The organism is Pseudomonas sp. 910_23, from assembly GCF_052850795.1.
In genome coordinates this window covers 23,160-48,108 of record NZ_VXCZ01000010.1, presented here as the reverse complement: position 1 = coordinate 48,108, position 24,949 = coordinate 23,160, and the positions used below count along the sequence as shown (strand labels likewise).

Here is a 24,949-nt window from a genome sequence, read left to right as displayed (position 1 = left end):
GGGTGCCGTGCCTGGGGTTTCGCTCAAACGAGCCGGGGAACGCTCTGGCCACTTTGACTAAGGAGTTTTGACTGATGAGTACCAAGAAGCCAGCCACCCCGCCCAAGAGTGAAGTCGCGGGCACTGATACCCTGGACCGAGGCAATACCAACGCCAAATTGCAGGCGTTGGAAGAATTCCGTTCCGATGCGACCGGCCAGGCCCTGCGCACCAACCAGGGCGTGAAGATTTCCGACAACCAGAACAGCCTGAAAGTCGGCGCCCGTGGCCCTTCGCTGCTGGAAGACTTCATCATGCGTGAAAAGATCACGCACTTTGACCATGAGCGTATCCCTGAGCGCATCGTGCATGCCCGTGGTACCGGCGCCCATGGTTATTTCCAGAGCTATGGTGACCATTCGGCACTGACCAAGGCCGGTTTCCTGCGCACGCCCGAGCATAAAACGCCGGTATTCGCGCGTTTTTCCACGGTGCAGGGCCCGCGCGGTTCCGGCGACACCGTGCGCGATGTGCGCGGTTTTGCCGTGAAGTTCTTCACCGACGAAGGCAACTTCGACCTGGTGGGCAACAACATGCCGGTGTTTTTCATTCAGGATGCGATCAAGTTTCCTGACTTTGTACACGCGGTAAAACCTGAGCCGCACAACGAGATACCTACCGGCGGCTCGGCACACGACACCTTCTGGGATTTCGTGTCGTTGCAGCCGGAGTCGGCGCACATGGTGATCTGGGCCATGTCTGACCGGGCGATTCCAAAAAGCCTGCGCGCCATGCAGGGTTTTGGTGTGCACACCTTCCGCTTGATCAATACCGAAGGTAAATCCAGCTTCGTGAAATTTCACTGGCGCCCAAAAGTAGGCACGTGCTCCCTGGTATGGGACGAGGCGCAAAAGCTGGCCGGTAAGGACACGGACTATCACCGCCGTGACCTGTGGGAATCGATTGAGAGCGGCGATTACCCCGAGTGGGAACTGGGTGTGCAGATCGTGGCGGAAGAAGACGAACACAAGTTCGATTTCGACTTGCTCGACCCGACCAAAATTATTCCTGAAGAGCTGGTGCCGATCACGCCGCTGGGCAAGATGGTGCTCAACCGTAACCCGGATAACTTCTTCGCTGAAGTCGAGCAGGTCGCGTTTTGCCCTGGCCATATCGTGCCGGGCATCGACTTTACCAATGACCCGCTGCTGCAAGGCCGCTTGTTTTCCTACACTGATACGCAGATCAGTCGGTTGGGCGGCCCCAACTTCCATGAGATTCCGATCAACCGCCCGGTGGTGCCTTTCCATAACGGCCAGCGCGACGCTCAACATCGCACCGTGATCGATAAAGGGCGGGCCTCGTACGAGCCGAATTCGATTGATGGTGGCTGGCCGAAAGAAACGCCTGCCGGTCCTGCCGATGGAGGTTTCGAGTCCTACTACGAGCGCGTCGATGCCAATAAGGTGCGCGAGCGCAGCGAGTCGTTCGGCGACCATTTCTCCCAGGCCACGTTGTTTTACAACAGCATGAGCCACCACGAGAAAGAGCACATCATCGCGGCCTACAGCTTCGAGTTGGGCAAGGTTGAGCGCGAGTTTATCCGGGCGCGTCAAGTCAACGAGATCCTGGCCAACATTGACCTGGAACTGGCCAAACGCGTGGCGCAGAACCTGGGCTTGCCAGCGCCGACCAAGGGCACGGTGCCCGCACGTGAAACATCGCTGAAGGAATCACCGGCATTGAGCCAGGTGAATTTGCTGTCTGGCGATATCAAGACGCGCAAGGTGGCGATTCTGGCGGCTAACGGCGTTGATGGTGCGGCAATTGATGCGCTCAAGGCAGCGCTGGAGGCAGAGGGTGCCCATGCCAAGTTGCTGGGCCCGACTTCGGCGCCTGTGACCACTGCCGATGGCAAGACGCTACCCGTAGACGCTTCGATGGAAGGCATGCCGTCCATTGCCTTCGACGCGGTGTTTATCCCGGGCGGTAAGGAGTCGGTGAAGGCGTTGAGCGGCGATGGTGTGGCGTTGCATTACGTACTGGAAGCGTACAAGCACCTCAAGGCGATTGCGGTGGCCAGTGATGTGAAACCGTTGCTGGACTTGCTGAAGCTGGAAGCGGATGCGGGGTTGATCGTGGGCGCTGATGCCAAGGCGTTCAAGGCGTTCTTTGCTGCGATTGCACAGCATCGGGTTTGGGAGCGGGAGCCGAAATCCAAGGCGATTCCGGCTTAAATTATCGGTTGTTTGTTAGATCGTCATCGCAGGCAAGCCAGCTCCCACACTTGAATGTGTTCACCCTTCAAATGTGGGAGCTGGCTTGCCTGCGATGCTTTTAGTCCGCCTTGCGCGGAATCAGCACAACCTGCGCCGGAATGTGTTTCAGGATCTGTCGGTGAATCTTCAGGTCATACCCCGAATCAATTCGTTTCACCCGTTTGGTCAGCAATGTGGCCAGCCACGGGTAATCCTGGGTGCGTGGCACCTGGATGCTGACATCGCACTGGTAATTCACCACGTCGGTGGCGATGGCATCCAACTGATGACGCATGTCTTCGACATCCGCGAGGTTCAGCGCCACGGTGGTGCTCGGCGCTGCGGGGTCGATGACCTTGGCCGCAGGCTTGGCTTCGGCGGCTTTCAACGCGGCTTCTGCCTGATCCAGTTCGGCCTTGCGCGCATGGCTGATAGCGCTGTTGACGCCACCGGTCAGTGCCGGGGCTTTTGGCATCAGCGCGCGGGCCCGGCTCAGGGCGGTGGCGGCGGCGTTGACATCGCCTTTTTGCAGCACGATCTGGCTGCGCTGCAGGTAGGCTTCGGCCAGTTGACGCTGATAGGCCTCAAGTGCGGGATCGTTGGGGGACTGGGCCTGCAACGCCGCAAGTTGGTCTTCGGCGGTTGCCAGTTCGCTGCTGGCCAGGTTTTGCTCCAGCTGCGCGATGGCCACAGCGCGGGAGTCCGGGGCCTCGGGGGCAGCGGGCGGCGTGCTTTGACAGGCACCCAGCAGCAGGGAAAATGCGGCAAGGAGCAGATAACGGGAGGTGAACGGCTTCATTCCTGCGACTCTCTATTTGCGCAAAAAGCGAGCAAGTCTACACCCCTCGACGGGGCAGGACAAAACTCAGCAGAAACAGGGCGGCCGCCGTAACCACAATCGACGGCCCGGCTGGCGTGTCCTTGAACCAGGACAGCGCCAGGCCCCCGCACACTGCGCACATTCCCAAGAGGCTGGCGCCGATTGCCATCTGCTCCGGTGAGCGGGCATGACGCTGGGCGGCGGCGGCGGGAATGATCAGCAGCGACGTGATCAACAATACGCCGACTATCTTCATCGCGACAGCGATCACCACGGCGATGAGCAACATCAGGGCCATGCGCAGCCCTGCGACGGGCAAGCCTTCAACCCGGGCGAGTTCTTCATGCACGGTGATCGCCAGCATCGGGCGCCACAGGGCCACCAACAACACCAGTACGCCAGCGCTGCCGCCGAGGATCCAGGCCAGGTCAGTCGGGCTGATCGCCAGCAGGTCGCCGAACAGGTAGGCCATCAGGTCGATACGCACTTCATGCATGAAGCTCAATACCACCAGGCCCAGGGACAGGGTGCTTGGCGCGAGGATGCCCAGCAGGGTGTCGGAGGCCAGCGGCTGGCGTTGTTGCAAGGTCACCAGCAGTACCGCCAGCAGCAGGCAGCCCACGGTCACGGCGATGGTCGGGCTCACGTCCAGCAGAAAGCCCATGGCCACGCCCAGCAACGCCGCATGGGACAAGGTGTCACCGAAATAGGCCATGCGCCGCCAGACCACAAACGAGCCCAGCGGGCCCGCCACCAGCGCCAGAGCCAAGCCTGCCAGCAGGGCGTAGAGCAGAAAATCAGCCATGCTTGCAGCTATCTCCATGAACGTGGGGAGTATCGACAACGGCACCATGCAGGTCATGGGCGTGGTCGTGATGATGGTGGTAGATCGCCAGGCTCTGGGCGTTTTTGCCGAACAGTTCCACGAACGCCGGGTCGCCACTGACCTGTTCCGGGTGGCCGGAGCAGCATACGTGGCGGTTGAGGCAGACCACCTGGTCGGTGGTGCTCATCACCAGGTGCAGATCATGGGAGACCATCAGCACGCCGCAGCCATGGCGGTCGCGCAGGCGGGTGATCAGGCTGTACAACTCGGCCTGGCCGGCGACGTCGACGCCTTGTACGGGCTCATCGAGCACCAGCAACTCTGGCTCGCGCAACAAGGCGCGGGCCAGCAGCACGCGCTGCATTTCGCCGCCGGAGATGCTTTGTACCGGGCTGTCGATCACCTGCTCGGCGCCGACTTCCTTGAGCGCGGCCTGTGCACGGGCGCGGTCGACACCGGGCACCAGGCGCAGGAAGCGCAATACGGACAGCGGCAGGGTCGGGTCCACATGCAGTTTTTGCGGCATATAGCCCACGCGCAGTTTGGGCTTGCGCCATACACTGCCGCTGTCGGGCTTGAGCAGGCCAAGCACGGCGCGCACCAAGGTGGTCTTGCCTGCGCCATTGGGGCCGATCAACGTGACGATTTGCCCCGGCTCCACGCTCAGCGCGATGTTTTCCAGCACGTTCTGTCCGGCGAACGTGACGCCGACCTGCTCCAGACGGATCAACGCGTTGCTCATCAAGCCCCCTGGCAGCCCGCGCACAGGCCGACCACTTCAACCGTTTGCCCCTCGACCTTGAAGCCGACGTCGGCAGAGCTTTGGATAATGGCGTCACTGATGCTTTTTTGTTCAAGCTCGATGGCCGCGTGGCACTCGCGACAGATCAGGAACTGGCCCTGATGCGCGTGCTCCGGGTGGTTGCAGCCGACAAACGCGTTGAGCGAGGCGATACGGTGAACCAGGCCATTTTCCAGCAGGAAATCCAGTGCGCGGTACACGGTAGGTGGTGCAGCGCGGCGGCCGTCCTGTTCGCTGAGTACGCCAAGAATGTCGTACGCGCCCAGCGGTTTGTGGCTCTGCCACACCAACTCCAGCACCCGGCGACGCAAGGCGGTCAGGCGCAAGCCTTTTTGTGCGCACAGGGTATCGGCCTCTGACAATGCGGTGTGCACGCAGTGAGAGTGGTCGTGGGGACGGCTGGCAAGCGGTGTTTTAGGCATGAGCGGCGACAGATATTTGATAGAGACGTTATTATGTTACCCGTTCCTACGCCATTGAGTGGTCATCGTGTCCCGACTTTTTCCCGTTTTTGTCGTATTTGTCACCAGTTTGTTCGTTGCGGGTGCCGCTCAGGCCGATGTGAAGGTGCTGACCAGCATCAAGCCGTTGCAGCTGATTGCCGCGGCGGTGCAGGACGGTGTGGCGGTTCCGGAGGTATTGCTGCCGCCGGGTGCGTCGCCGCATAACTTCGCATTGCGCCCATCCGACGTACGGCGCGTGCAGTCGGTGGACCTGTTGTATTGGATCGGACCGGACATGGAAACCTTTTTGCCGCGCGTGTTGAAAGGCCGTACGGCAAATACCGTGGCGGTGCAGGACCTGCCGGGGATGAAATTACGTATTTTCGGCGAAGATAGCCATTCCCACGCCGACGATGCCGACGAGCATGACCATGATCATCGACCTGGCAGCGTCGATGCGCATTTATGGTTGTCAACGGTGAACGCGCGGGTAATCGCCACGCGCATGGCTGCGGACCTCAGTGCGGCTGATCCTGCAAACGCCGAGCGTTATCAGAGCAACGCCAAAGCTTTTGGTGAGCGCCTGGATGCGTTGGATGCGCGCTTGAAAAAGCGACTGGCGAGCGTCGATGGCAAGCCTTACTTCGTATTCCATGAGGCGTTTGACTACTTCGAAGAGGCTTACGGCCTCAAGCACACCGGCGTATTCAGCGTGGCCGCCGAAGTGCAGCCAGGTGCCCAGCATGTAGCGGCGATGCGCACGCGCTTGCAGGAGGTGGGCAAGACCTGCGTGTTCAGCGAGCCGCCGTTGCGGCCGCGATTGGCCGAGACGCTGGTTGCCGGGTTGCCGGTGAAGTTGGCGGAGCTGGATGCGTTGGGTGGCTATACCCCGGCTACCGCTCAGGGTTATGAGCAGGTCCTGGAGAAGCTAGGTAATGATTTGGCTGGCTGCCTGGAGTCGCTTTAACCATCGCCGCATAACCAATGTGGGAGCGGGCTTGCCCGCGATGGCGGCGTGTCAGTCGACACCGCTATCGCAGGCAAGCCAGCTCCCACATTTTTTTGACCGAGTAGGCCTTTTAGAGCGCGAACGGCAGGTGGACACTGACCTGCTGGCGTTGCGCCAGACGGTGCTCGAACTCAGCGGGGTCGTGAATGAGAACATCCTGGCCGGCAAACGACTCCGCGGCGATCAGTCGTGACAACCAGAACCGTACGCACGCCACGCGCAGCATGGTCGGCCATAGCTCGGCTTCCTTCGCAGTAAACGGCCGCAGCCCTGCATAAGCCCCCAGCAGCGCCCGGGCGCGTTGCCCGTCGATCGCGCCATCGGCATCCGAACACCAGTCATTCAAGGCAATCGCCACGTCGTAGAGCATCGGCCCCGAGCAGGCGTTGTAGAAGTCGATCAAGCCCGTAAGGTGTGTGCCTTCGAACATCGCATTGTCGCGAAACAGATCGGCGTGAACGTTGGCCCGTGGCAGGCCGAGGATGTCAGCTTTGTGGGTTTCGATCTCGCTCAATGTGTCCTGCAGCAGGCGCTGCTGTGCGTCGTTGAGGTGTGAAATCAGCTGCGCGCCCTCACTGAGCATCCAGTCCAGCCCGCGGTCGGTCTTGCGCTCCAGCACTTTTTCGCCCTGAGTCGCCAAGTGCAGGTGGCCGAGCAGGTCGCCGACCTGGGCGCAATGTTGGGCGTTGGCGTCCTTGATGTGCTTGCCGGCCAGGCGCGGTTGCAGCAAGGCGGGTTTGCCCTTGAGTTCGCGCAAAGCGATACCGTCGGTGGTACGCAAGGCGTACGGCACCGGCAGGTCGGCGTCGTGGAGCACGTCGAGCAGTTCGATGAAGAACGGCATTTCTGCCACGGGGCCGCGCTCAACCAGGGTCAGGACAAACTCACCCTGCTCCAGGCTGATAAAGAAATTGGTGTTTTCGCTGCCAGCGGCAATCCCCTGGAAATCAAGCAGGCGGCCGAGCCCATAAGGGGCGAGAAAGGTTTCCAGCTCGGGCCGAGCCAGGGGGGTGAACACAGACATGGTTAAAACTGCCGTTACGGGCGCTGGCTTAGCAGCGCCGGTTAAAATTAAGAAATCATTTCCATTCGAAGATCTTCCATGACGGGATCAGCATATCCGGCTGGTCAGAGCGGATGAAGTTCGCATCGGTTCCGTCCGCGCGCACCAGAAAATAAGGTGGAGCGCCCTTCGGGGTAACCTTGATGGCGTACAGGAAGCCGTTCTGGCGATACTCCTGGATAGTCTTGTCGCCTTCCGTGCGAATGGTAACTTCCGGGTCTGCCGAAGGCGCATCGTCTGCCGCCATGGCAGCCATCGGAGCGAGTGCAATCAAACCGGTCAACAGCAGGCGATTGAATGTACGCATGATAACCTTGTCCCTTTGTTTTCATTGGTCCGGCTATTCTAGCGCCTGACCCGCCGAAAAGGTTGATCCTGCTCATGAGCCAAGCGCCCCTCGTCCTGGTGGACGGTTCTTCTTATCTGTACCGCGCCTTCCACGCGCTGCCACCGCTGACCACCTCCAAAGGCCTGCCGACCGGTGCGGTCAAGGGCGTGTTGAACATGCTCAAAAGCCTGCGCAAGCAGTACCCGGACAGCCCGTTCGCGGTGGTGTTCGACGCCAAGGGTGGGACCTTTCGCGATGAGATGTACGCCGAGTACAAGGCCAACCGCCCGAGTATGCCCGATGACATGCGCCTGCAAATCGAGCCGCTCCATCAAAGCGTGATCGCCCTGGGCTTCCCGTTGCTGTGCGTCGAAGGCGTCGAGGCTGACGACGTGATCGGCACCCTGGCGCGCAGCAGCGCGGCCGCCAGCCGCCCGGTGGTGATTTCGACCGGTGATAAAGACATGGCACAGCTGGTGGACGGGCACATTACCTTGGTCAACACCATGACCGGTAGCTCGATGGACGTTGAGGGCGTAAAGGAGAAATTCGGCGTCGCTCCCGAGCAGATCATCGACTATCTGGCGTTGATGGGCGATTCGTCCGACAACATCCCAGGCGTCCCGGGTATTGGGCCGAAGACCGCCTCGGGCTTGTTGGTGGGAGTGAATGGCGGCCTCAAAGAGCTTTATGAGCAGCTGGATATTGTGCCGACGCTGCCTATCCGCGGGGCCAAAACCCTGCCAGCCAAGCTTGAAGAGCACAAGGAGATGGCATTCCTGTCCTATCAGTTGGCGACGATCAAGATCGATGTGCCACTGGACGTGGGCCTGGATGACCTGCACCTGATCGAGCCGGATCGCGAAAAGCTGCTGGAGCTGTACACGCTGCTTGAGTTCAAGAGCTGGTATGACGAGATCCAGCGCGATGCCAAGCGTGTGGAGCTCAAGTCGGCGAGCGAGGTTGCACCTGCCGCCGAAACGCCGGTCGAGGCCGTTATACCGGTACCGGTAGAGGCGGTTTACACCACCGTCCTGGACCAGGCCACCTTCGACGTGTGGCTGAAAAAACTCAACGATGCGCCGTTGTTTGCCTTTGATACCGAAACCACCGGCATTGACGCTCAACAGGCGCAATTGGTTGGGGTCTCGTTTGCTGTGCAGCCCCATGAAGCCGCCTACATCCCGCTGACCCATTCCTATATCGGCGCGCCGGATCAATTGGATCGGGACACCGTGCTGCTGGCCTTGAAACCGCTGCTGGAAGACCCGACCAAACTCAAGGTTGGCCAGCACGCCAAGTTCGATATGAACATCCTCGCCAACTGCGCCATCGGTGGCGACCCTGCACAGGGCATCACTGTGCGCGGCATCGCCTTCGACACCATGCTCGAATCCTACGTGCTGAACTCCACGGCGACCCGCCATGACATGGACAGCCTGGCGAAGAAGTACCTGGACCACGACACGGTCAGCTTCCAGGACATTGCCGGCAAAGGCGCCAAGCAGCTGACGTTCGACCAGATTGCCCTTGAACAGGCAGGCCCTTACGCAGCCGAAGATGCCGATGTGACCTTGCGCCTGCATCAGGAGCTGCACGCAAAGCTGGCCGCGATCCCGAGCCTGGCCAGTGTGCTGACGGATATCGAGATGCCATTGGTGCCGGTACTGGCACGCATCGAGCGCCAGGGCGCATTGGTGGACAAGGAGCTGCTGGGCATCCAGAGCATCGAGCTGGGTAACAAGATGGTCGAGCTGGAGCGCCAGGCCTTCGAGATCGCCGGTGAAGAATTCAACCTCGGCTCACCCAAGCAGCTTGGGGCGATTCTCTACGAGAAGCTGGGGATGCCGGTGTTGAAAAAGACCGGCAAGGGGCAGGCTTCCACCGCCGAAGAAGTGCTGGCCAAACTGGCCGAAGATGATTTTCCGTTGCCCAAGGTGCTGATGCAGTACCGCAGCATGAGCAAGCTCAAAAGTACCTACACCGACCGCCTTCCGGAGCAGATCAACCCTCGCACCGGGCGCATTCATACGTCTTACCATCAGGCGGTAGCGGCAACCGGGCGCTTGTCCTCTAGCGACCCGAACCTGCAGAACATCCCGGTGCGCACCGCCGAAGGGCGGCGGATTCGCCAGGCGTTTGTCGCGCCCAAGGGCTACAAGCTGCTGGCGGCGGACTATTCCCAGATCGAGCTGCGGATCATGGCGCACCTGTCCAAGGACGAAGGGCTGATGAACGCCTTCCGAAACGATCTGGACGTGCACACCGCCACGGCTGCCGAGGTATTCAAGGTTGAGCTGGCTGAGGTCACGTCCAACCAGCGCCGCAGTGCCAAAGCAATCAACTTCGGCCTGATCTACGGCATGGGAGCCCAGAAGCTCGGCAAGGACATCGGCGTCGATACCAAGACCGCCAAGGCCTACATCGATGTGTACTTCGCCCGCTATCCAGGTGTTCGCGAATACATGGAGCGCACGCGTGCCCAGGCAGCGGACCAAGGCTATGTGGAAACCTTCTTCGGGCGGCGCCTGTACTTGCCGGATATCAACTCCAACAAGCCTCAGGAGCGCGCTGCGGCAGAGCGCACAGCCATTAACGCACCCATGCAGGGCACGGCGGCGGACATCATCAAGAAAGCCATGGTGCAGGTGGATAACTGGCTGACCGAGTCGGGCCTGGATGCCAAGGTAATCCTGCAAGTGCACGACGAATTGGTGCTGGAGGTTCGTGAGGACCTGGTCCCACAAGTCAGCGAGAAGATTCGCGAACATATGAGTGGTGCAGCCCAGCTGGACGTACCGTTGGTGGTGGATGTGGGCGTGGGCGATAACTGGGACGAAGCGCACTGATTGCAGAGCTGCGCCAACACCGAGGGTGCTGGCGCAGTGCTTTAGAGCGCAAATCGCCGTCAGTTATTTCCAATAGTTTTTTGGAGCTGCCGGAACTTAACCTGTGAACTGCCACTCAGAGTTACTGAATGGGTGGTGAAGCCCTTCAATGCTCCTATGTTGTGTTAAGTGTTGGCAGATATCTGGACCCCGCCCTAGCGGTCCGGAACTTGGACCCCGAACTTCCCTCCCCATACGAAGTCCGGGGTTTTTTTTGCCCGCAGAAAAGTTACTCGGTAGTTTCTGCGCCTTTGTCCGCCAATTCCATCCAGCCGGCCAGCACCGTGTAAGCCTCTTCCAGGCCCATGCGCTTCGGCGCCGAGAACAGCTGGATAGTGATCGTATCGCCCCAGCCTTTACGGATGTCGGACTGCACTTTGAGCAGCGTGTTCTTGGCTGCGCCGTAGGTGAGCTTGTCGGCCTTGGTCAGCAGGATGTGCATCGGCATGCCGCTGGCGACGGCCCAGTCGAGCATCAGCAGGTCGAAGTCAGTCATCGGATGGCGGATGTCCATCATCAGAATCAGACCCTTCAAACTCTCCCGGCCACCCAGGTAAGCCTCAAGGTGACGCTGCCAGTGCAGCTTCAGCGGGATAGGTACTTTTGCATAACCGTAGCCCGGCAGGTCGACCAGACGCCGATCATCGTCTAGCTTGAAGAAATTGAGCAGTTGCGTGCGACCCGGGGTTTTCGAGGTGCGCGCCAGGCTGGCGTGGGTCAGGGTGTTCAGTGCGCTGGATTTGCCAGCGTTGGAGCGGCCGGCAAAGGCGACTTCAAAGCCCTCGTCATCGGGGCATTGGTCCACTTTGGCGGCGCTGAGCATGAACGTGGACTGTTGGCACAGGCCGAGGATGGGATTCTTGAGTTGCATGAGATTTCCGATGTGGGCGGTGCCGAAAAAGGGTGCGGCAAGCGGTGTCGTTTCCGTTTCAGTAGCGCCAGTATATAATGCCGCAGATTTTGTGTGTGCTTTGTCCCAGCGAAGGATGAAGTTCACGGGAGCGAAAGACCTTTATTGCGCATTAGAACGCAAAACGCTCTCAAACCCTGAAAAGGTCGATGTATGGCCTCAATGGTTGCCGCTTTTGGTGTCCTGAACCCGCTTTACGGCGCTCAGGCTACACAGGATCCACAAGCGCTGTACAACCGAGTTTGCGTGGTCATGCTGATGCAGCGCGTGACCCAGGGTTTCAAGGCAATGCCGCCGCGTGGTTTGTGCATGGACTGCAGTACTGAGGATTACCAGGCCGTCATTGAGTTGGTGGTGAGTAAACCCGGTAGATAACTCTTAAACCCTTAGCCGTAGTTGGATTAGCTGATGAACAAACTGATCGTGAGTCTGCTGTTGACCTTGGGCATCACAGGCGCTGCCGTCGCTGCAGAGGGCCCCGTCAAAGGTGATGCCACTGCCGGTCAAGCGAAAGCCGCCGTATGTGGTGCCTGCCACGGGCCGGATGGCAACAGCCCGGCGCCGAACTTTCCCAAACTGGCCGGCCAGGGTGAACGTTACCTGAGCAAGCAGATGCACGACATCAAGGACGGCAAGCGCACAGTGCTGGAAATGACCGGCATGCTGACCAATCTCAACGATCAGGACCTGGCGGACCTCGCGGCGTATTTTGCCAGCCAGAAAGGCAGTGTGGGAGCTGCTGATCCTAAATTGGTCGCTCGCGGAGAAAAGCTGTTCCGTGGCGGTGACCTGGAAAAAGGCTTGCCTGCCTGCACCGGTTGCCACTCGCCAAATGGCGCTGGCATCGCCGCCGCTGGCTTCCCGCACCTGAGTGGCCAGCATGCTACCTATATCGCCAAACAGCTGACCGATTTCCGTAAGGAAGAGGCCGGACGAGCGAATGATGGCGACGCCGCAATCATGCGCACCATCGCTCGCAAGCTGAGTGACGAAGACATTGCAGCCGTCTCCAGTTACATCCAGGGCCTGCATTAAGTTGCACGCAACGTTAACACTCGATTAATCCCGCGATGCAAGCATAAAAGGGTGGCTCAGGCCGCCCTTTTTTGTGGCCGCTGCCGTTACACTAACGAACTCATGCCCGCGTAGACCTGTCACAACAAAGGTCGCGTGAGGCGACTTTATTTGTCCAGGAGTAAAGCATGCGTAATCTGATCCTCAGCGCCGCTCTCGTCACTGCCAGCCTCTTCGGCATGACCGCGCAAGCAGCCGATGTGCCGCTTGAAGCCGGTAAAACCTACGTTGAATTGGCTAACCCTGTACCGGTGTCGGTACCCGGCAAAATCGAAGTGGTGGAGCTGTTCTGGTATGGCTGCCCGCATTGCTACGCTTTTGAGCCGACCATCAACCCATGGGTTGAAAAGCTGCCCAAGGACGTTAACTTCCGTCGCCTTCCCGCCATGTTTGGTGGCCCATGGGATGCCCACGGCCAACTGTTCCTGACCCTCGAAGCCATGGGTGTGGAACACAAAGTACACAACGCTGTTTTCGAAGCGATCCAGAAGCAGGGCAAGCGCCTGACCAAGCCGGACGAAATGGCTGACTTCGTCGCCACCCAGGGCGTGGACAAGGACAAGTTCATGGCCACTTTCAACTCCTTCGCCATCCAGGGCCAGATCAAGCAGGCCAAGGAACTCGCGCAGAAGTACGGTGTGCAAGGCGTTCCAACCCTGATCGTCAACGGCAAGTACCGTTTCGACCTGGGCACTGCCGGTGGTCCTGAAGCGGTCCTCAATGTTGCCGACCAACTGATCGCTAAAGAACGCGCAGCCAAGTAAGGGGCCCGCCATGCGCCGTTGGGGTACCGAACGCGTCGTTGGCCTGCACGAGCCGCAGGTCAACGAACACCACCTGCAAGCCACGGGCCTGCCGGCAGACAGCCGCTTGCGCCTGCTCAGCTTCAACATTCAGGTGGGCAACAGTACCGAGAAATACCGGCACTACCTCACCCGTGGCTGGCAGCACGTTCTACCGCACAAGGGGCGTACCGGTAACCTGCAAAAGATCGGCGACCTGCTCAGCGACTTCGACCTGGTCGCCTTGCAGGAGGCTGACGGCGGTAGCCTGCGCTCGGGCTACATCAACCAGGTGGAGCATCTTGCCCAGCTCGGCGCGTTCCCGTACTGGTATCAGCAGCTCAACCGCAACCTGGGGCGCCTGGCACAGCACAGTAATGGTGTGCTCAGCCGCTTGAAGCCGACCGCCATCGAGGATCACCCGCTGCCGGGTCCGAAAGGCCGCGGTGCGATCCTCGTGCGTTTCGGTGAAGGTCCTGAAGCCTTGGTGGTGGTGATGATGCACCTGGCACTCGGCGGACGTACCCGCAACCTGCAGCTTGCCTATGTGCGTGACCTGATTGGTAACTACAAGCACCAGGTGTTGATGGGGGACATGAACACCCATGCCAACGACCTGTTGCAGAATTCCCCGCTGCGCGACCTGGGCCTGCTGGCCCCGCAAGTCGAAGCCACATTTCCCAGCTGGCGCCCGCAGCGCTGCCTTGACCACATCCTGCTCAGCCCGAGCCTTACACTGGAAAGTGTGCGAGTGCTGGCGCAGCCCATTTCCGATCACCTGCCCGTCGCGGTAGAGATTCGTCTGCCGGGTTCGCTTACCGCTGATGCATTACCCGCGTTGAGCCCAGGTCCTCGCGGACCTCTTGCATGAGCGACGACGCCCAGCGCTGGAAAGAGAAATACCTCAAGAGCATCGAGCAACAAGACAAGCTCGAACGCCGCTGGGCCGCCCGCCTCGACCTGCTGCGCCGCGGCCTGGTGCGCAGCACGCTGGCGGCTGAAGGGACTGACCGCGCCGTTGATCAGTGCATGAAAGAAATGCGTGATGTGGTGCGTACGGACGACATGGACGCAGCCCTCGCAGCGCTGTTGCCGCGCCTGGAAAAGGCTGTGCTGGATTCCGAGCAGCGCCGCGAAACCCGGGTTGACCAGATCAGCACCGCACTCACGGCCCTGGTTGCCCAGCTGCAAAAGCTTGCGTTGCCCCGCGAGGTGGCCCGCCCGCTGAAGGCCTTTGCCAAACAGCTCGATAGCCGCGTCGGCCAGGCGCGGGAGATACCGCTGTTGCTCAGTGAGCTAAGCAGCCTGCAAGGGCAGGCGCTGAATAATCTGGAGCCTGAAAGCGAAGCCTCACGCGCAGGTCCTGGGCTGCTGCAGCGCCTGTTTGGCAGTAAGGAGGCATCGAGTGACGCGCCGCAGGTTGACGCTGCACCACTGCCCACCGCGCAGGTGGCGCCGTCAAAGCCCGCTGCGCCGCCACCTTCGCCCGAGCCACAGGAGCCCGTACAGTCCGAAGAGTTGACCCAGGCCTTGCGTGCCTTTGCACCGCAACCACAAACGCCGCTCGCTCCCGCATCGGAACTGGTAGCGCCGGCCCCGGTGGAAGCGGCTCGCGACACCTTCGCATTCGAGGCACCGCCTTCTGCAGCCCCGATTGCTTCACCTGTGCAGGCCCCTGAGCCGCCGATAGAAGAGCCAGCCCCTGAAAGCGCGCTCGCCGCCTTTATTGAAGCGCCGCAGGTTGAAGTCGACGCGCCGGATCAAACCAGCATAGGTAGCCTGTCTCTCCCCCCTGTGCTGGAAGTTCCCGAGCCCGACGAACTGCAGCCCGATGGGATATACGCCCTGCCCGACTCGCCTGAGCCGTCCTACAGCTCGGTGGCCAAGCACATTGAAGATACGTTACTGGGCCTGTTGGAAGACCTGTCCCTGCCTGAACGTCACCGGCCCCAGGCCGAAGCCATGCGCGAGCGGCTTGCCCACGGCTTGAATTGGTACGAGCTGATCCCGATCCTGGATGACCTGGCGGTGCTGATGCTGGCGATCACCGATAGTGGCCAGCATGAGTTCGAGGCTTATCTCAAGCAACTTAACGAGCGCCTTGAGGCATTTCAGGGCCACCTGCAGGTTGCCAGCGAGGGCCACGCCGATAGCAGCCTGGCCGCGCGGGAGCTGGATACGCAGATTCGTGAACAGGTCGACGGGTTGCAAAGCAGCGTGCAGGAAGCCGCCGATCTGAGCAGCCTCAAGCAGGTACTCGAAAGCCATCTCGAAGGCTTGCTCGGGACCATGGACGAGCATCAGCAGCAGCGTGACCAACGTGAGCAGGAAGTGGCGGCGCGCCTCAAAACGCTGGCTGAGCGGGTGGCCAACATGGAGCAGGAAGCCCAGGGCTACCGTGAGCACCTGGAAGTACAGCGCCAGAAGGCCTTGCTCGATCCGCTGACCGGCCTGCCCAACCGGGCAGCGTGGAGCGAACGCCTTGATCACGAGGTCAACGCCTGGCATCAAAGCGGCAACAGCCTGTCGCTGGCGATGCTCGACCTGGATCATTTCAAGCGCATCAATGATGGCTACGGTCATCTGGCGGGCGACAAGGTGCTCAAGATCATCGCCAACGTGCTGAGCAAGCGCCTGCGGCCCACCGACTTCATCGCGCGTTTCGGCGGTGAGGAGTTTGTGCTGCTGATGCCCGACTCAGCCTTGGCGGATGCCTTGGCTGTCGCTCAAGTATTGCGCGCGGCCATCGAGGCATGCCCGTTCCACTTCAAGGGCGAGCCGGTGACGATCACGGTGTCCATGGGCGTAGCGCAGTTTCAACCTGGCGAGCGCAGCGACTTGGCCCTCAAGCGAGCCGATGAAGCGCTTTACAGGGCCAAGGCAGCGGGACGCAATCAAGTGCAGGTGGCATAAAAGATGTTCTATTTTGTAATTTGACCGCCGGGCTAATTACGTTACGTTACACTGTTGCATTATCGTCTCTCAGTGTACTGCTCCTGCCATGAAATCCTTGTCTATTGCTTTTGTGTTTCTCCTGCTCGCCGGTTGCGCCAGCGGCCCGCGGCTGAATACCAGCCACCCTTCGGTGAACCACGACAACCGCGTGCAGTTTGTTGTCGTGCATTACACCTCTACCAACCTTGAGCGCTCGCTGGCATTGCTGACCCATGGCCAGGTGAGCAGCCATTACCTGATCGGCGACGACGCCTCAGGCACCATCTACAAGCTGGTGGATGAAAGCCAGCGTGCCTGGCACGCGGGGGAAAGCGAGTGGATGGGGCGCACCTGGCTCAATTCCAGCTCCATCGGCATCGAGATCGTCAACCCTGGGTTCCGTGATACGCCGACAGGGCGTGTGTGGTACCCGTATTCCGAAGCGCAAGTGCAGTCGCTGATCGTGCTGCTCAAGGACATCAGCAAACGTAACGGTATCGACCCCAAGAACATCATCGGGCATAGCGACATTGCCCCACTGCGCAAGCTGGACCCGGGGCCGCTGTTCCCCTGGAAGCGCTTGGCCGCAGAAGGCTTGGCCGTCTGGCCGGATGCACAGGCCGTGGCCCGATTCCAGGTGCAGTACGGCGCTCAGCTGCCGAGCATCACCTGGTTCCAGGAAGAACTCGCTCGCCTGGGCTATCAGACGCCGCAGACCGGGGAGCTGGATGTGGCCACGCGGCACGTGATCGCCGCCTTCCAGATGCGCTTCCGCCCTTCATTGTTTGATGGCACTCCGGATGCTGAAAGTGCTGCGATCCTGCGGGCCTTGAACCAGCGCTGATTGTGTAGATGTTGGAGCGAGCAAGCTCGCTCCTACAACGGTAATGCCATATAGAACTGCGTACCCTGCCCCGGTCGTGAATACACGCCCATGCGGCCGCCGTGCAACTGCACGATCTCCTTGCACAGGGCCAGCCCCAGGCCCGCGCCGCCTTTCTTGCGACCCACCTGCACAAAGGGTTCGAAGATTCGCCCTTGCTGGCCATAGGCGATACCTTCGCCGTTGTCTTCAACACTGATAATCACCCGTTCGCCATGACGCCGTGCCTGCAGGCGAATCTGCCCGCCTTCGGCGGTGTGGCGCAACGCGTTGCCGAGCAAATTGTCGAGCACGCGCTCCAGTTGCACCTGGTCGGCATACAGTCGCGGCAACTCCGGCTGGGCTTCCACCAGCAACTCAATGTGCTGCGCATTGGCGGGTTCGGTAAATCGCGCCCGTGCGTGTTCCAGCAGGTCGGTCACATCGCAGGCCCCCAGGGTGAGTTTTTGTAGGCCGTTCTGGTAGCGCGAGAAGTTGAGCAAGTCGTTGATCAACTGCATCAGGCGTTGCATTTCTTCGTTGACCGTATCCAGCAGGTCCGCTTCACGGGAGTCTGCCGGGAACTTCGCTCGCTCGCGAAACAGGCCGAAGGCCATATGCATGCCGGTCACCGGCGTGCGCAGCTCATGAGAGGCGCGTAACACGAACTCGTTACGCACTCGTTCGAAGGCGCGCTGTTCGGTAACGTCATGCAGCACCATCACAGCCCCCAGAATATGACCCTGTGTATGGCTCACAGGGGTCAGGCTGTAGGTCAGCAGGCGCAGTTCGCCCTCGACCTCTACTTCCAGATCATCCGGCGCCCGCTCCAGGTTGCCGCCGCGCAGCACCAGTTGCAGTTGTTCATCCATCTCTGCACGACCCAAGGCTTCGCCCAGGCCCTGACCTAGGCGCTCTTCGTCCCAGCCCAGTTGGCGTTGTGCAACCGGGTTGAGGTGCTCCAGGCAGCCCTGCCGATCAATCATCAGCAGGCCGTCATCAATACTGTCGAGCACGGCTTGCAGGCGCTGTTGGCCGGCCAGCAGTTCATCGACATTGGTGGCCTGATGCTGGCGCAATGCTTCGGCCATGATGCCGAAACGGCGGGTCAGCTGATTCATTTCCGCTGCTGAGGAGATAGGCAGCGTCACTTCAAAATCGCCCTGTCCGATCTTGTCGGCGGCTTTGGCCAGTGCCTCGATCGGTCCGCCAAAACGCCGCGCGATGCCATGGGCCGTGACAAAGCCAATGATCAACACTGCGAGGCCCACCAACCCGAGCAGCCCTGCAATCAATAACGCGCGCTCACGGGACTTGTGCTCGCTGGCGCTGATGTTCTCCAGTGCCTGCTTGTGATCGGCAATCAGTCCGTTGCGCAGTATGTTGAAGGTTTCAGTGATTTTTTCCTTGCTGCCCGGCGGCGGTGTTTCCTGCTGGGATTGGTCGAACGCTTCGAGCAGGTTCTGGTAGTCGGAGCGGGCCTGGCCAAAGCCATGGCTTTTACCGATCGACTGCTCATGGGCAACGCCTTCGTCCAGCAGGTCGAAATAATGCTGCTTGGAGGCCCTCAGGGCCTCAGGGTCGGGTCGTTTCTCCAGCATCATGATCAGCTGGTCGCCCAGGCTCTGACGCAATTTGAGTCCCAGATCCAGGGTGATGAAGTTACTGCGAATCAGCGATTCCTGGGTCTTGGCCATTTGCATGACGCTGACCAGGCCCAGGATCAATCCCAGCAAGGCCACGGTGATCAGCGCTGAAATGCTCAGAAATAACCGAGTGCGCAGTTTCATCGCGAGCTTCATAAGGTCCTGCTCACAGGTTGTACTGTTTGCGTTTGCGGTACAGGGTCGACGCGTCGATGCCGAGGGTGCGGGCTGCTTGATCCAGCGTGTCACTGGTGGCGAGCACGGCGCCGATGTGGGCTTTTTCCAGTTCGTCCAGGCTCAACGCTGCGCCGATACGGGGCGCGTTGTTGGTCGGTTGCTCAGCCATCCCCAAATGGCTGATCTCTACCTTCTCCTGAGGGCAGATGATGCTGGCGCGTTCCACTACGTTACGCAGCTCGCGAATGTTGCCGGGCCAGCGATAGTTGAGCAGCGCTTCACGGGCCTGATCACTGAATCCGCGCGCGGGGCGGGCGTATTCCTTGACGAAGCGTGCCAGGAAGCGGTCAGCCAGGGTAAGGATGTCTTCACTGCGTTCGCGCAGCGGCGGCAGGTGCAGGGTGATGACATTGAGGCGGTACAGCAAGTCTTCCCGGAAGCGGCCGTCGCGCACCATGTCTTCCAGGTTCAGGTTGGTGGCGGCGAGGATGCGCACGTCGGCGCGGCGGGTGACTGGGTCGCCCACACGCTCATATTCCTTATCCTGAATGAAGCGCAGCAGCTTTGGTTGCAACGTGAGGGGAAAATCGCCGATCTCGTCGAGAAACAACGTGCCGCCGTCAGCCTGGTTAACGCGTCCCAAGGTGCTTTCACTCGCGCCGGTGAACGCGCCGCGACTATGGCCGAACAGTTCGCTCTCCATCAGCTCGGCGGTCAGTGACGGGCAGTTGATGGTCACGCAAGACTTCTTGGAGCGTTTGCTCCAGCCGTGAATGGCACGGGCCAGCTCACCTTTACCGGTGCCGGACTCGCCAAGGATCAAGATGTTTGCATCGGTCCCGGCCACCTGGCGCGCAGTTTCCAGTACCACCATCATCGAGGGGCTGTGAGAGTCGAGGCCATCCTTGGGCTCGCGCACTGCGCCTTCCAGGGCCTCCAGTCGCGCAGAGAGCTGGCGTACTTCCAGTTGCTTGGCGGTGGCCAGGCGTAATTGGTCCGGACTGCAAGGTTTGACCAGGTAGTCGGCGGCACCGGCCTGGATTGCGTCCACGGCGGTATCCACGGCGGAGTGGGCCGTGACGATCACCACACGCATCCACGGAGCCTGGATACGCATCTGCGCGAGTACATCCAGGCCGTTGTCCTCGCCCAGGCGCAAGTCCAGAAAGCACAGGTCAAACACCTGGCGCTGCATCAGGGCATCGGCCTGGGCGGCGCTGTTGGCGGTGGCAACGGTGTAGCCCTCGTCTTCCAGGCAATAACGGAACGTGCGGAGGATTGCGGATTCGTCATCCACTAAAAGAATGCGGCCTTGAAGCTCCTTGGCTGAATCCATCTGTCCCGCGCTCCTTAACTATTAAATAAGATGGTGTTTAGTCCCGGAATAATCGGGCAAGTTGCATGGTTTATTCTGATTCATAAAAGGCATCTTCGTGTAGGTATCTACACGCCTTCCTACAAAGCGCCGGCTGATAGCCTTTTTGTGCGTTATCGCGACTTCGGCAACTGAGCGTGCGCTTTCGATCCCCTGACCCGACCACTGGCCATCGTGCATTTCGCACGGCATATAAAGAGGCATCGTGCAGGATGCTGGGTGCAACATCCTTTCATGTCACATAACCTATTGATTTTATTGTGTTTTATTTTGCAATAAAGCTGGCACGCAGTCTGCAATATCCCTCCCAAGAGTGTCATGAACGAATAATCAGAATGCGGGAGAACAGCAGCATGACTCGCCAAAGCCTCAGCCAATTGCGTGTATCGCCGCTGCGTATGCAGCAGGGCCTGTTTGCCAGCCTGGCCTTGATGGTCACGTTGATTGCCGGCCAGCAGATGCAGCACTGGCAGCAGAGTGAGCAGCCAGCCCCGCAATTTGAGCGTCCGGTGATGACCCAGACCCATTTCCGTTCCATTGGCAGCGCCAGCGCTAATGTAACTGCCCCGCAATTGAGCTTGGTCGATCAGGATTCCACCCTGGATGAACTGCCTGCTCAAGAGCGCTGGGTGTTCTAGGCAAGAACAAGTCGCTTGTGTTGAGCGACTGCACGGCACTACCGCTGTTACCCCTATAGAAGCATAAGGAGAATCACCATGTTGAGTTGGGCAATCACATTTCTGATCATCGCCATTGTCGCTGCAGTCCTGGGCTTCGGTGGTATCGCTGGCACCGCCACCGGCATCGCCAAGATCCTGTTTGTCGTCTTCCTGGTGATGTTCATTGCTTCGTTCTTCTTTGGTCGTAAAGGCCGAGGTTGAATATGACCACTCTGCCGTTTAAAGCCTTGGCTGCCGCCCTGCTACTGGGCGGCAGCAGCCTGGCGATGGCCGCCAATGACGGGCAATCCCGGGCGAACGAATTGCTCAATTCGGATCCGCAATACCGTGAAACCTGGCAAGGCGTGGTGAAGAAAGAAGAGCGTCTGCCGGAATGGGTGATGAACCTGTCCGGCACCGCTGAGCAAATGAACGCTGTCGAGGAAGATGGCGACAAGTACTTGGTCGGGCCGCTGTGTGAAACCGCGGATACCTGCCGGAGCAAGCGTTTGATCGTGGCCTTCAGCTTCGAAAAAGAAGATGCCTATGCCATGTTGGTGGAAGTCCCAGCCGGTTTGCCGGCCGACAAGTCTCCGACGCGGCACGCCGATTACCGTTTTATCGGTAAACCGGACGAAGGTATGCAAAAGCTGCTGATGGAACAACTGAAGAAAGATCCGAATTGGTACTAGGTTCCGTCTGAGACGGAGCCAGCGTCCATAGAAAGAAGCCCCTGCGCTTCTTTCTGTTTGCATCACTCGCCAAGGGTGGTGCATGACCAGGGGGCCGGGTTGCTCTGATCGATCAAGATCGGCGTGACCTACGGGCACAGGGAGTGCCTGCGAAAGGGCCGGGTCAGGCGAAAAGCTGCGACGCAAGTTCACAAGTCCTCAAGCTTGCTGAACTTGCGGCGGGCTTATGACTCTCATGCCCGTGTTTGGCTCTCGCTTCATGGCTCTCGCTTTATGCCTCTCATAGTCGCAATTTTGCTTTTTGCCTCTCGCCAACCATTACCGGGTATGTCGACGCGACCATCTATCGAGAAATTTTCAGACGCGCCATAGGACATTTCCGGTGCTAGGTGATGGATTTCTCACGCATTTCTGCCAAACGTTGCAAGTCGTTCAGTATCACTGAGCGAGCCTGATTTGGCCGCCTCACGGCATATTCACCCGCCTGAATGGCGTATTCGAACTGACCGTTTGGACAATTATTTTCAAAAAAAGCCATGCCGATTCGGCATAGGGTAGGCGTTTACGGCATTAGACGTCGCTCCCTTGCATGGGAATAGTTGCGCCTTTTTTCGCCTACCAGTAAGCCATTTCGGCCACGCTGCGGTGACCTTCCATGGAGGCTGATGCACACACTTTTTCGCTTTCGAGCGTTGCAGCTGGCGCATTTGCCATAAGTCCACTTGAAGTAAGGGTAATGACATGAAGAAGGCAAAGCTAAGCCTCGCCTGGCAGATCCTCATCGGTTTGGTACTGGGGATCGCAATCGGTGCAGTGCTCAACCATTTCAGTGCTGAAAAGGCCTGGTGGATCAGCAATGTATTGCAGCCGGCAGGCGATATCTTTATCCGCCTGATCAAGATGATCGTGATCCCGATTGTGATTTCCTCGCTGATCGTCGGCATTGCCGGTGTGGGCGACGCGAAAAAGCTCGGTCGCATCGGCGTCAAAACCATACTTTACTTCGAAGTGGTCACTACCATCGCCATCGTGGTTGGCCTGCTGCTGGCCAACCTGTTCCACCCGGGCGCCGGCATCGACATGAGTACCCTGGGTACCGTCGACATCTCCAAGTACCAGGCCACCGCCGCCGAGGTGCAGCATGAACATGCGTTCATCGAAACCATCCTCAACCTGATCCCATCGAACATCTTCGCGGCGGTTGCCCGTGGTGAAATGCTGCCGATCATCTTCTTCTCGGTGCTGTTCGGCCTGGGCTTGTCGAGCCTCAAGCCTGAGCTGCGCGAGCCGCTGGTGACGATGTTCCAGGGCGTATCCGAGAGCATGTTCAAAGTCACTCACATGATCATGAAGTACGCCCCTATCGGCGTGTTTGCCCTGATCGCGGTGACCGTCGCCAACTTCGGCTTTGCCTCCCTGCTGCCGCTGGCCAAGCTGGTGATCCTGGTTTACGTCGCCATTCTGTTCTTCGCCTTCGCGGTACTGGGCCTGATCGCCCGTCTGTTTGGCTTCTCGATCCTGAAAGTGATGCGCATCTTCAAGGATGAGCTGGTACTGGCTTACTCCACCGCCAGTTCCGAAACTGTGCTGCCCCGGGTGATCGAGAAGATGGAAGCCTACGGCGCGCCGAAGGCGATCTGCAGCTTCGTGGTGCCGACCGGTTATTCGTTCAACCTCGACGGTTCGACCCTGTACCAGAGCATCGCGGCAATCTTCATTGCCCAGCTGTATGGCATTGACCTGTCGATCGGCCAGCAACTGATGCTGGTTCTGACCCTGATGGTTACCTCCAAAGGTATCGCCGGCGTGCCGGGTGTGTCCTTTGTAGTGTTGCTGGCTACCCTGGGCAGCGTGGGCATCCCGCTGGAAGGCTTGGCGTTTATCGCCGGTGTCGACCGTGTGATGGACATGGCGCGTACCGCACTGAACGTGATCGGCAATGCCTTGGCCGTATTGGTCATCTCCCGTTGGGAAGGCATGTACGATGACGCCAAGGGCGAGCGCTACTGGAACTCCCTGCCGCACTGGCGCAGCAAGGAAGCGTTGCCGGCCGGCGAGACCTCTCGCGGCTGATAGCACGATTGCGCTGACACGAACCCCGGATAATTCCGGGGTTTGTCGTTTCTGTCAGCCCCGTTATCATTCGCCCCATCTTTCGGGGGATTCAACTGATGCTAAATGGCCTGTGGCTTGGCTTCTTTGTCGTGGCAATGGTGTCAGCACTGGCGCAATGGCTGGTGGGCGGTAACGCCGGGATTTTTGCGGCGATGGTCGAAAGCATTTTCGCCATGGCCAAATTGTCGGTGGAAGTCATGGTGCTGCTGTTCGGCACCCTGACCTTGTGGCTGGGCTTTTTGCGCATCGCTGAAAAAGCCGGGATCGTCGATTGGCTGGCCAAGGCGCTCGGCCCGTTGTTTCGAAGGCTGATGCCGGAAGTGCCTGCCGGTCACCCTGCCATCGGCCTGATCACCCTCAACTTCGCCGCCAACGGTTTGGGCCTGGACAACGCCGCCACGCCCATCGGCCTGAAAGCCATGAAGGCCTTGCAGGAACTCAACCCCATCCCCAACACGGCGAGCAACGCGCAGATCCTGTTCCTGGTGCTCAATGCGTCCTCGCTGACCCTGTTGCCGGTGACCATCTTCATGTACCGCGCCCAGCAAGGCGCCGCCGATCCGACGCTGGTGTTCCTGCCGATCCTGCTGGCCACCAGCGCATCGACCTTGGTGGGCCTGCTGTCGGTGGCGGTGATGCAACGCCTGCGGTTGTGGGACCCGGTGGTGCTGGCTTATCTGATTCCTGGCGCGTTGGTGCTGGGCGGCTTCATGGCGCTGCTGGCGACACTCTCGGCCACGGCGCTGGCCGGTTTATCCTCGATCCTGGGCAACCTCACGTTGTTTGGCCTGATCATGCTGTTTCTGGTGATCGGCGCGTTGCGCAAGGTCAAGGTGTACGAGGCCTTCGTCGAAGGGGCCAAGGAAGGCTTCGACGTGGCCAAGAACCTGTTGCCTTACCTGGTGGCGATGCTGTGTGCGGTGGGCGTGTTGCGGGCCTCGGGCGCGTTGGACTTCGGCCTGGAAGGGATTCGCCATGTGGTGGCCTGGACGGGCATGGATACACGGTTTGTCGATGCGCTACCGACTGCGATGGTCAAGCCTTTCTCCGGCAGTGCGGCACGGGCGATGCTGATCGAGACCATGCAGACCCAGGGTGTGGACAGCTTCCCGGCCTTGGTGGCGGCGACAATACAGGGCAGTACTGAGACCACCTTCTATGTGTTGGCGGTGTACTTTGGTTCGGTGGGCATCCAGCGCGCACGACATGCGGTGGGCTGTGCGTTGCTGGCGGAGTTTGCCGGTGTCGTGGCGGCTATTGCGGTGTGCTACTGGTTTTTCGGTTAAGGCTTAAATTGCCATTGCAGG

General features: G+C 59.8%; 23 protein-coding genes. 14 read left to right on the top strand and 9 right to left on the bottom strand.

Going from position 1 to position 24,949, the window contains the following annotated elements:
* The first annotated feature begins 74 nt into the window (after positions 1-74).
* Positions 75-2,216, top strand: coding sequence for a catalase HPII (gene katE, locus FW800_RS14090; protein ID WP_148854271.1), 2,142 nt, complete (start codon positions 75-77; stop codon positions 2,214-2,216).
* Between the two features lie 100 nt (positions 2,217-2,316).
* Here katE and FW800_RS14085 read toward each other — a convergent pair whose 3' ends face one another.
* From FW800_RS14085 to zur, 4 genes are read right to left on the bottom strand one after another with little or no spacing between them, the layout of a single operon-like run.
* Positions 2,317-3,036: a PA5502 family lipoprotein gene (locus FW800_RS14085; protein WP_032878557.1), complete on the bottom strand. Its 720-nt coding sequence runs from the start codon at positions 3,034-3,036 to the stop codon at positions 2,317-2,319.
* A 37-nt stretch (positions 3,037-3,073) separates the two neighbouring features.
* Positions 3,074-3,862 (bottom strand): zinc ABC transporter permease subunit ZnuB, encoded by a 789-nt coding sequence (gene znuB / locus FW800_RS14080; protein WP_032878556.1) that lies wholly within the window; start codon positions 3,860-3,862, stop codon positions 3,074-3,076.
* Positions 3,855-4,625 carry a zinc ABC transporter ATP-binding protein ZnuC gene (gene znuC / locus FW800_RS14075; RefSeq protein ID WP_005783440.1) on the bottom strand — a complete coding sequence of 257 codons (771 nt, stop codon included), beginning with the start codon at positions 4,623-4,625 and terminating at the stop codon, positions 3,855-3,857. The genes znuB and znuC overlap by 8 nt, the downstream gene beginning before the upstream one ends.
* Positions 4,625-5,107: a zinc uptake transcriptional repressor Zur gene (gene zur / locus FW800_RS14070; protein ID WP_005783442.1), complete on the bottom strand. Its 483-nt coding sequence runs from the start codon at positions 5,105-5,107 to the stop codon at positions 4,625-4,627. Before zur ends, znuC begins: the two co-directional genes overlap by 1 nt.
* Positions 5,108-5,165: 58 nt before the next feature.
* Here zur and FW800_RS14065 point away from each other — a divergent pair, with 58 nt between their 5' ends.
* Entirely contained in the window at positions 5,166-6,095 is a 930-nt protein-coding gene (locus FW800_RS14065) for a zinc ABC transporter substrate-binding protein (RefSeq protein WP_148854270.1), read from the top strand.
* 112 nt (positions 6,096-6,207) lie between these two features.
* On the opposite strand, the gene FW800_RS14060 is transcribed toward FW800_RS14065, so the two are convergent.
* Together FW800_RS14060 and FW800_RS14055 are read right to left on the bottom strand one after the other, a co-directional pair.
* Positions 6,208-7,161 (bottom strand): homoserine kinase, encoded by a 954-nt coding sequence (locus tag FW800_RS14060; RefSeq protein ID WP_216090524.1) that lies wholly within the window; start codon positions 7,159-7,161, stop codon positions 6,208-6,210.
* Between the two features lie 55 nt (positions 7,162-7,216).
* Positions 7,217-7,507 (bottom strand): DUF2782 domain-containing protein, encoded by a 291-nt coding sequence (locus tag FW800_RS14055; RefSeq protein WP_003187366.1) that lies wholly within the window; start codon positions 7,505-7,507, stop codon positions 7,217-7,219.
* A gap of 74 nt (positions 7,508-7,581) precedes the next feature.
* Between FW800_RS14055 and polA the strand changes: the two genes are divergently transcribed.
* Complete coding sequence (gene polA / locus FW800_RS14050) at positions 7,582-10,377, top strand: DNA polymerase I (protein ID WP_446437834.1); 2,796 nt, start codon at positions 7,582-7,584, stop codon at positions 10,375-10,377.
* 268 nt (positions 10,378-10,645) lie between these two features.
* On the opposite strand, the gene yihA is transcribed toward polA, so the two are convergent.
* Positions 10,646-11,287: a ribosome biogenesis GTP-binding protein YihA/YsxC gene (yihA, locus tag FW800_RS14045; protein WP_446437833.1), complete on the bottom strand. Its 642-nt coding sequence runs from the start codon at positions 11,285-11,287 to the stop codon at positions 10,646-10,648.
* Between the two features lie 192 nt (positions 11,288-11,479).
* Between yihA and FW800_RS14040 the strand changes: the two genes are divergently transcribed.
* The 6 genes from FW800_RS14040 (at position 11,480) to FW800_RS14015 (ending at position 16,960) form a co-directional block, all read left to right on the top strand.
* Positions 11,480-11,701 (top strand): cytochrome, encoded by a 222-nt coding sequence (locus FW800_RS14040; protein WP_148854269.1) that lies wholly within the window; start codon positions 11,480-11,482, stop codon positions 11,699-11,701.
* Between the two features lie 33 nt (positions 11,702-11,734).
* Positions 11,735-12,361, top strand: a complete 627-nt coding sequence (locus FW800_RS14035) for a c-type cytochrome (RefSeq protein ID WP_032878549.1) — start codon at positions 11,735-11,737, stop codon at positions 12,359-12,361.
* Positions 12,362-12,528: 167 nt separating this feature from the next.
* On the top strand, positions 12,529-13,164 hold the full coding sequence (gene dsbA / locus FW800_RS14030; RefSeq protein WP_032878548.1) for a thiol:disulfide interchange protein DsbA: 636 nt from the start codon (positions 12,529-12,531) through the stop codon (positions 13,162-13,164).
* 10 nt (positions 13,165-13,174) lie between these two features.
* Positions 13,175-14,053, top strand: coding sequence for an endonuclease/exonuclease/phosphatase family protein (locus tag FW800_RS14025; RefSeq protein ID WP_005783460.1), 879 nt, complete (start codon positions 13,175-13,177; stop codon positions 14,051-14,053).
* Entirely contained in the window at positions 14,050-16,095 is a 2,046-nt protein-coding gene (locus tag FW800_RS14020) for a GGDEF domain-containing protein (RefSeq protein ID WP_446437832.1), read from the top strand. Before FW800_RS14025 ends, FW800_RS14020 begins: the two co-directional genes overlap by 4 nt.
* 88 nt (positions 16,096-16,183) lie before the next feature.
* Positions 16,184-16,960 (top strand): N-acetylmuramoyl-L-alanine amidase, encoded by a 777-nt coding sequence (locus tag FW800_RS14015; protein WP_078822724.1) that lies wholly within the window; start codon positions 16,184-16,186, stop codon positions 16,958-16,960.
* Between the two features lie 32 nt (positions 16,961-16,992).
* Here the strand turns inward: FW800_RS14015 and FW800_RS14010 are convergent, their stop codons facing one another.
* Together FW800_RS14010 and algB are read right to left on the bottom strand one after the other, a co-directional pair.
* Positions 16,993-18,780 carry an ATP-binding protein gene (locus FW800_RS14010; RefSeq protein ID WP_446437831.1) on the bottom strand — a complete coding sequence of 596 codons (1,788 nt, stop codon included), beginning with the start codon at positions 18,778-18,780 and terminating at the stop codon, positions 16,993-16,995.
* Positions 18,781-18,790: 10 nt separating this feature from the next.
* Positions 18,791-20,137 carry a sigma-54-dependent response regulator transcription factor AlgB gene (algB, locus tag FW800_RS14005; RefSeq protein WP_446437830.1) on the bottom strand — a complete coding sequence of 449 codons (1,347 nt, stop codon included), beginning with the start codon at positions 20,135-20,137 and terminating at the stop codon, positions 18,791-18,793.
* A gap of 392 nt (positions 20,138-20,529) precedes the next feature.
* Here algB and FW800_RS14000 point away from each other — a divergent pair, with 392 nt between their 5' ends.
* From FW800_RS14000 to FW800_RS13980, 5 genes are all read left to right on the top strand, one after another.
* Positions 20,530-20,814, top strand: a complete 285-nt coding sequence (locus FW800_RS14000) for a hypothetical protein (protein ID WP_005783470.1) — start codon at positions 20,530-20,532, stop codon at positions 20,812-20,814.
* A 78-nt stretch (positions 20,815-20,892) separates the two neighbouring features.
* Complete coding sequence (locus FW800_RS13995) at positions 20,893-21,057, top strand: DUF1328 domain-containing protein (protein ID WP_003187386.1); 165 nt, start codon at positions 20,893-20,895, stop codon at positions 21,055-21,057.
* A 2-nt stretch (positions 21,058-21,059) separates the two neighbouring features.
* The gene (locus tag FW800_RS13990) at positions 21,060-21,527 is read left to right on the top strand and encodes an inhibitor of vertebrate lysozyme family protein (RefSeq protein ID WP_446437829.1); all 468 of its coding nucleotides are present in this window, start codon (positions 21,060-21,062) and stop codon (positions 21,525-21,527) included.
* Positions 21,528-22,268: 741 nt separating this feature from the next.
* A complete protein-coding gene (gene gltP / locus FW800_RS13985; protein WP_446437828.1) occupies positions 22,269-23,600 on the top strand; it encodes a glutamate/aspartate:proton symporter GltP in 1,332 nt (443 codons plus the stop codon).
* A 98-nt stretch (positions 23,601-23,698) separates the two neighbouring features.
* A complete protein-coding gene (locus FW800_RS13980; protein WP_005783476.1) occupies positions 23,699-24,928 on the top strand; it encodes a nucleoside recognition domain-containing protein in 1,230 nt (409 codons plus the stop codon).
* Positions 24,929-24,949: the final 21 nt, after the last annotated feature.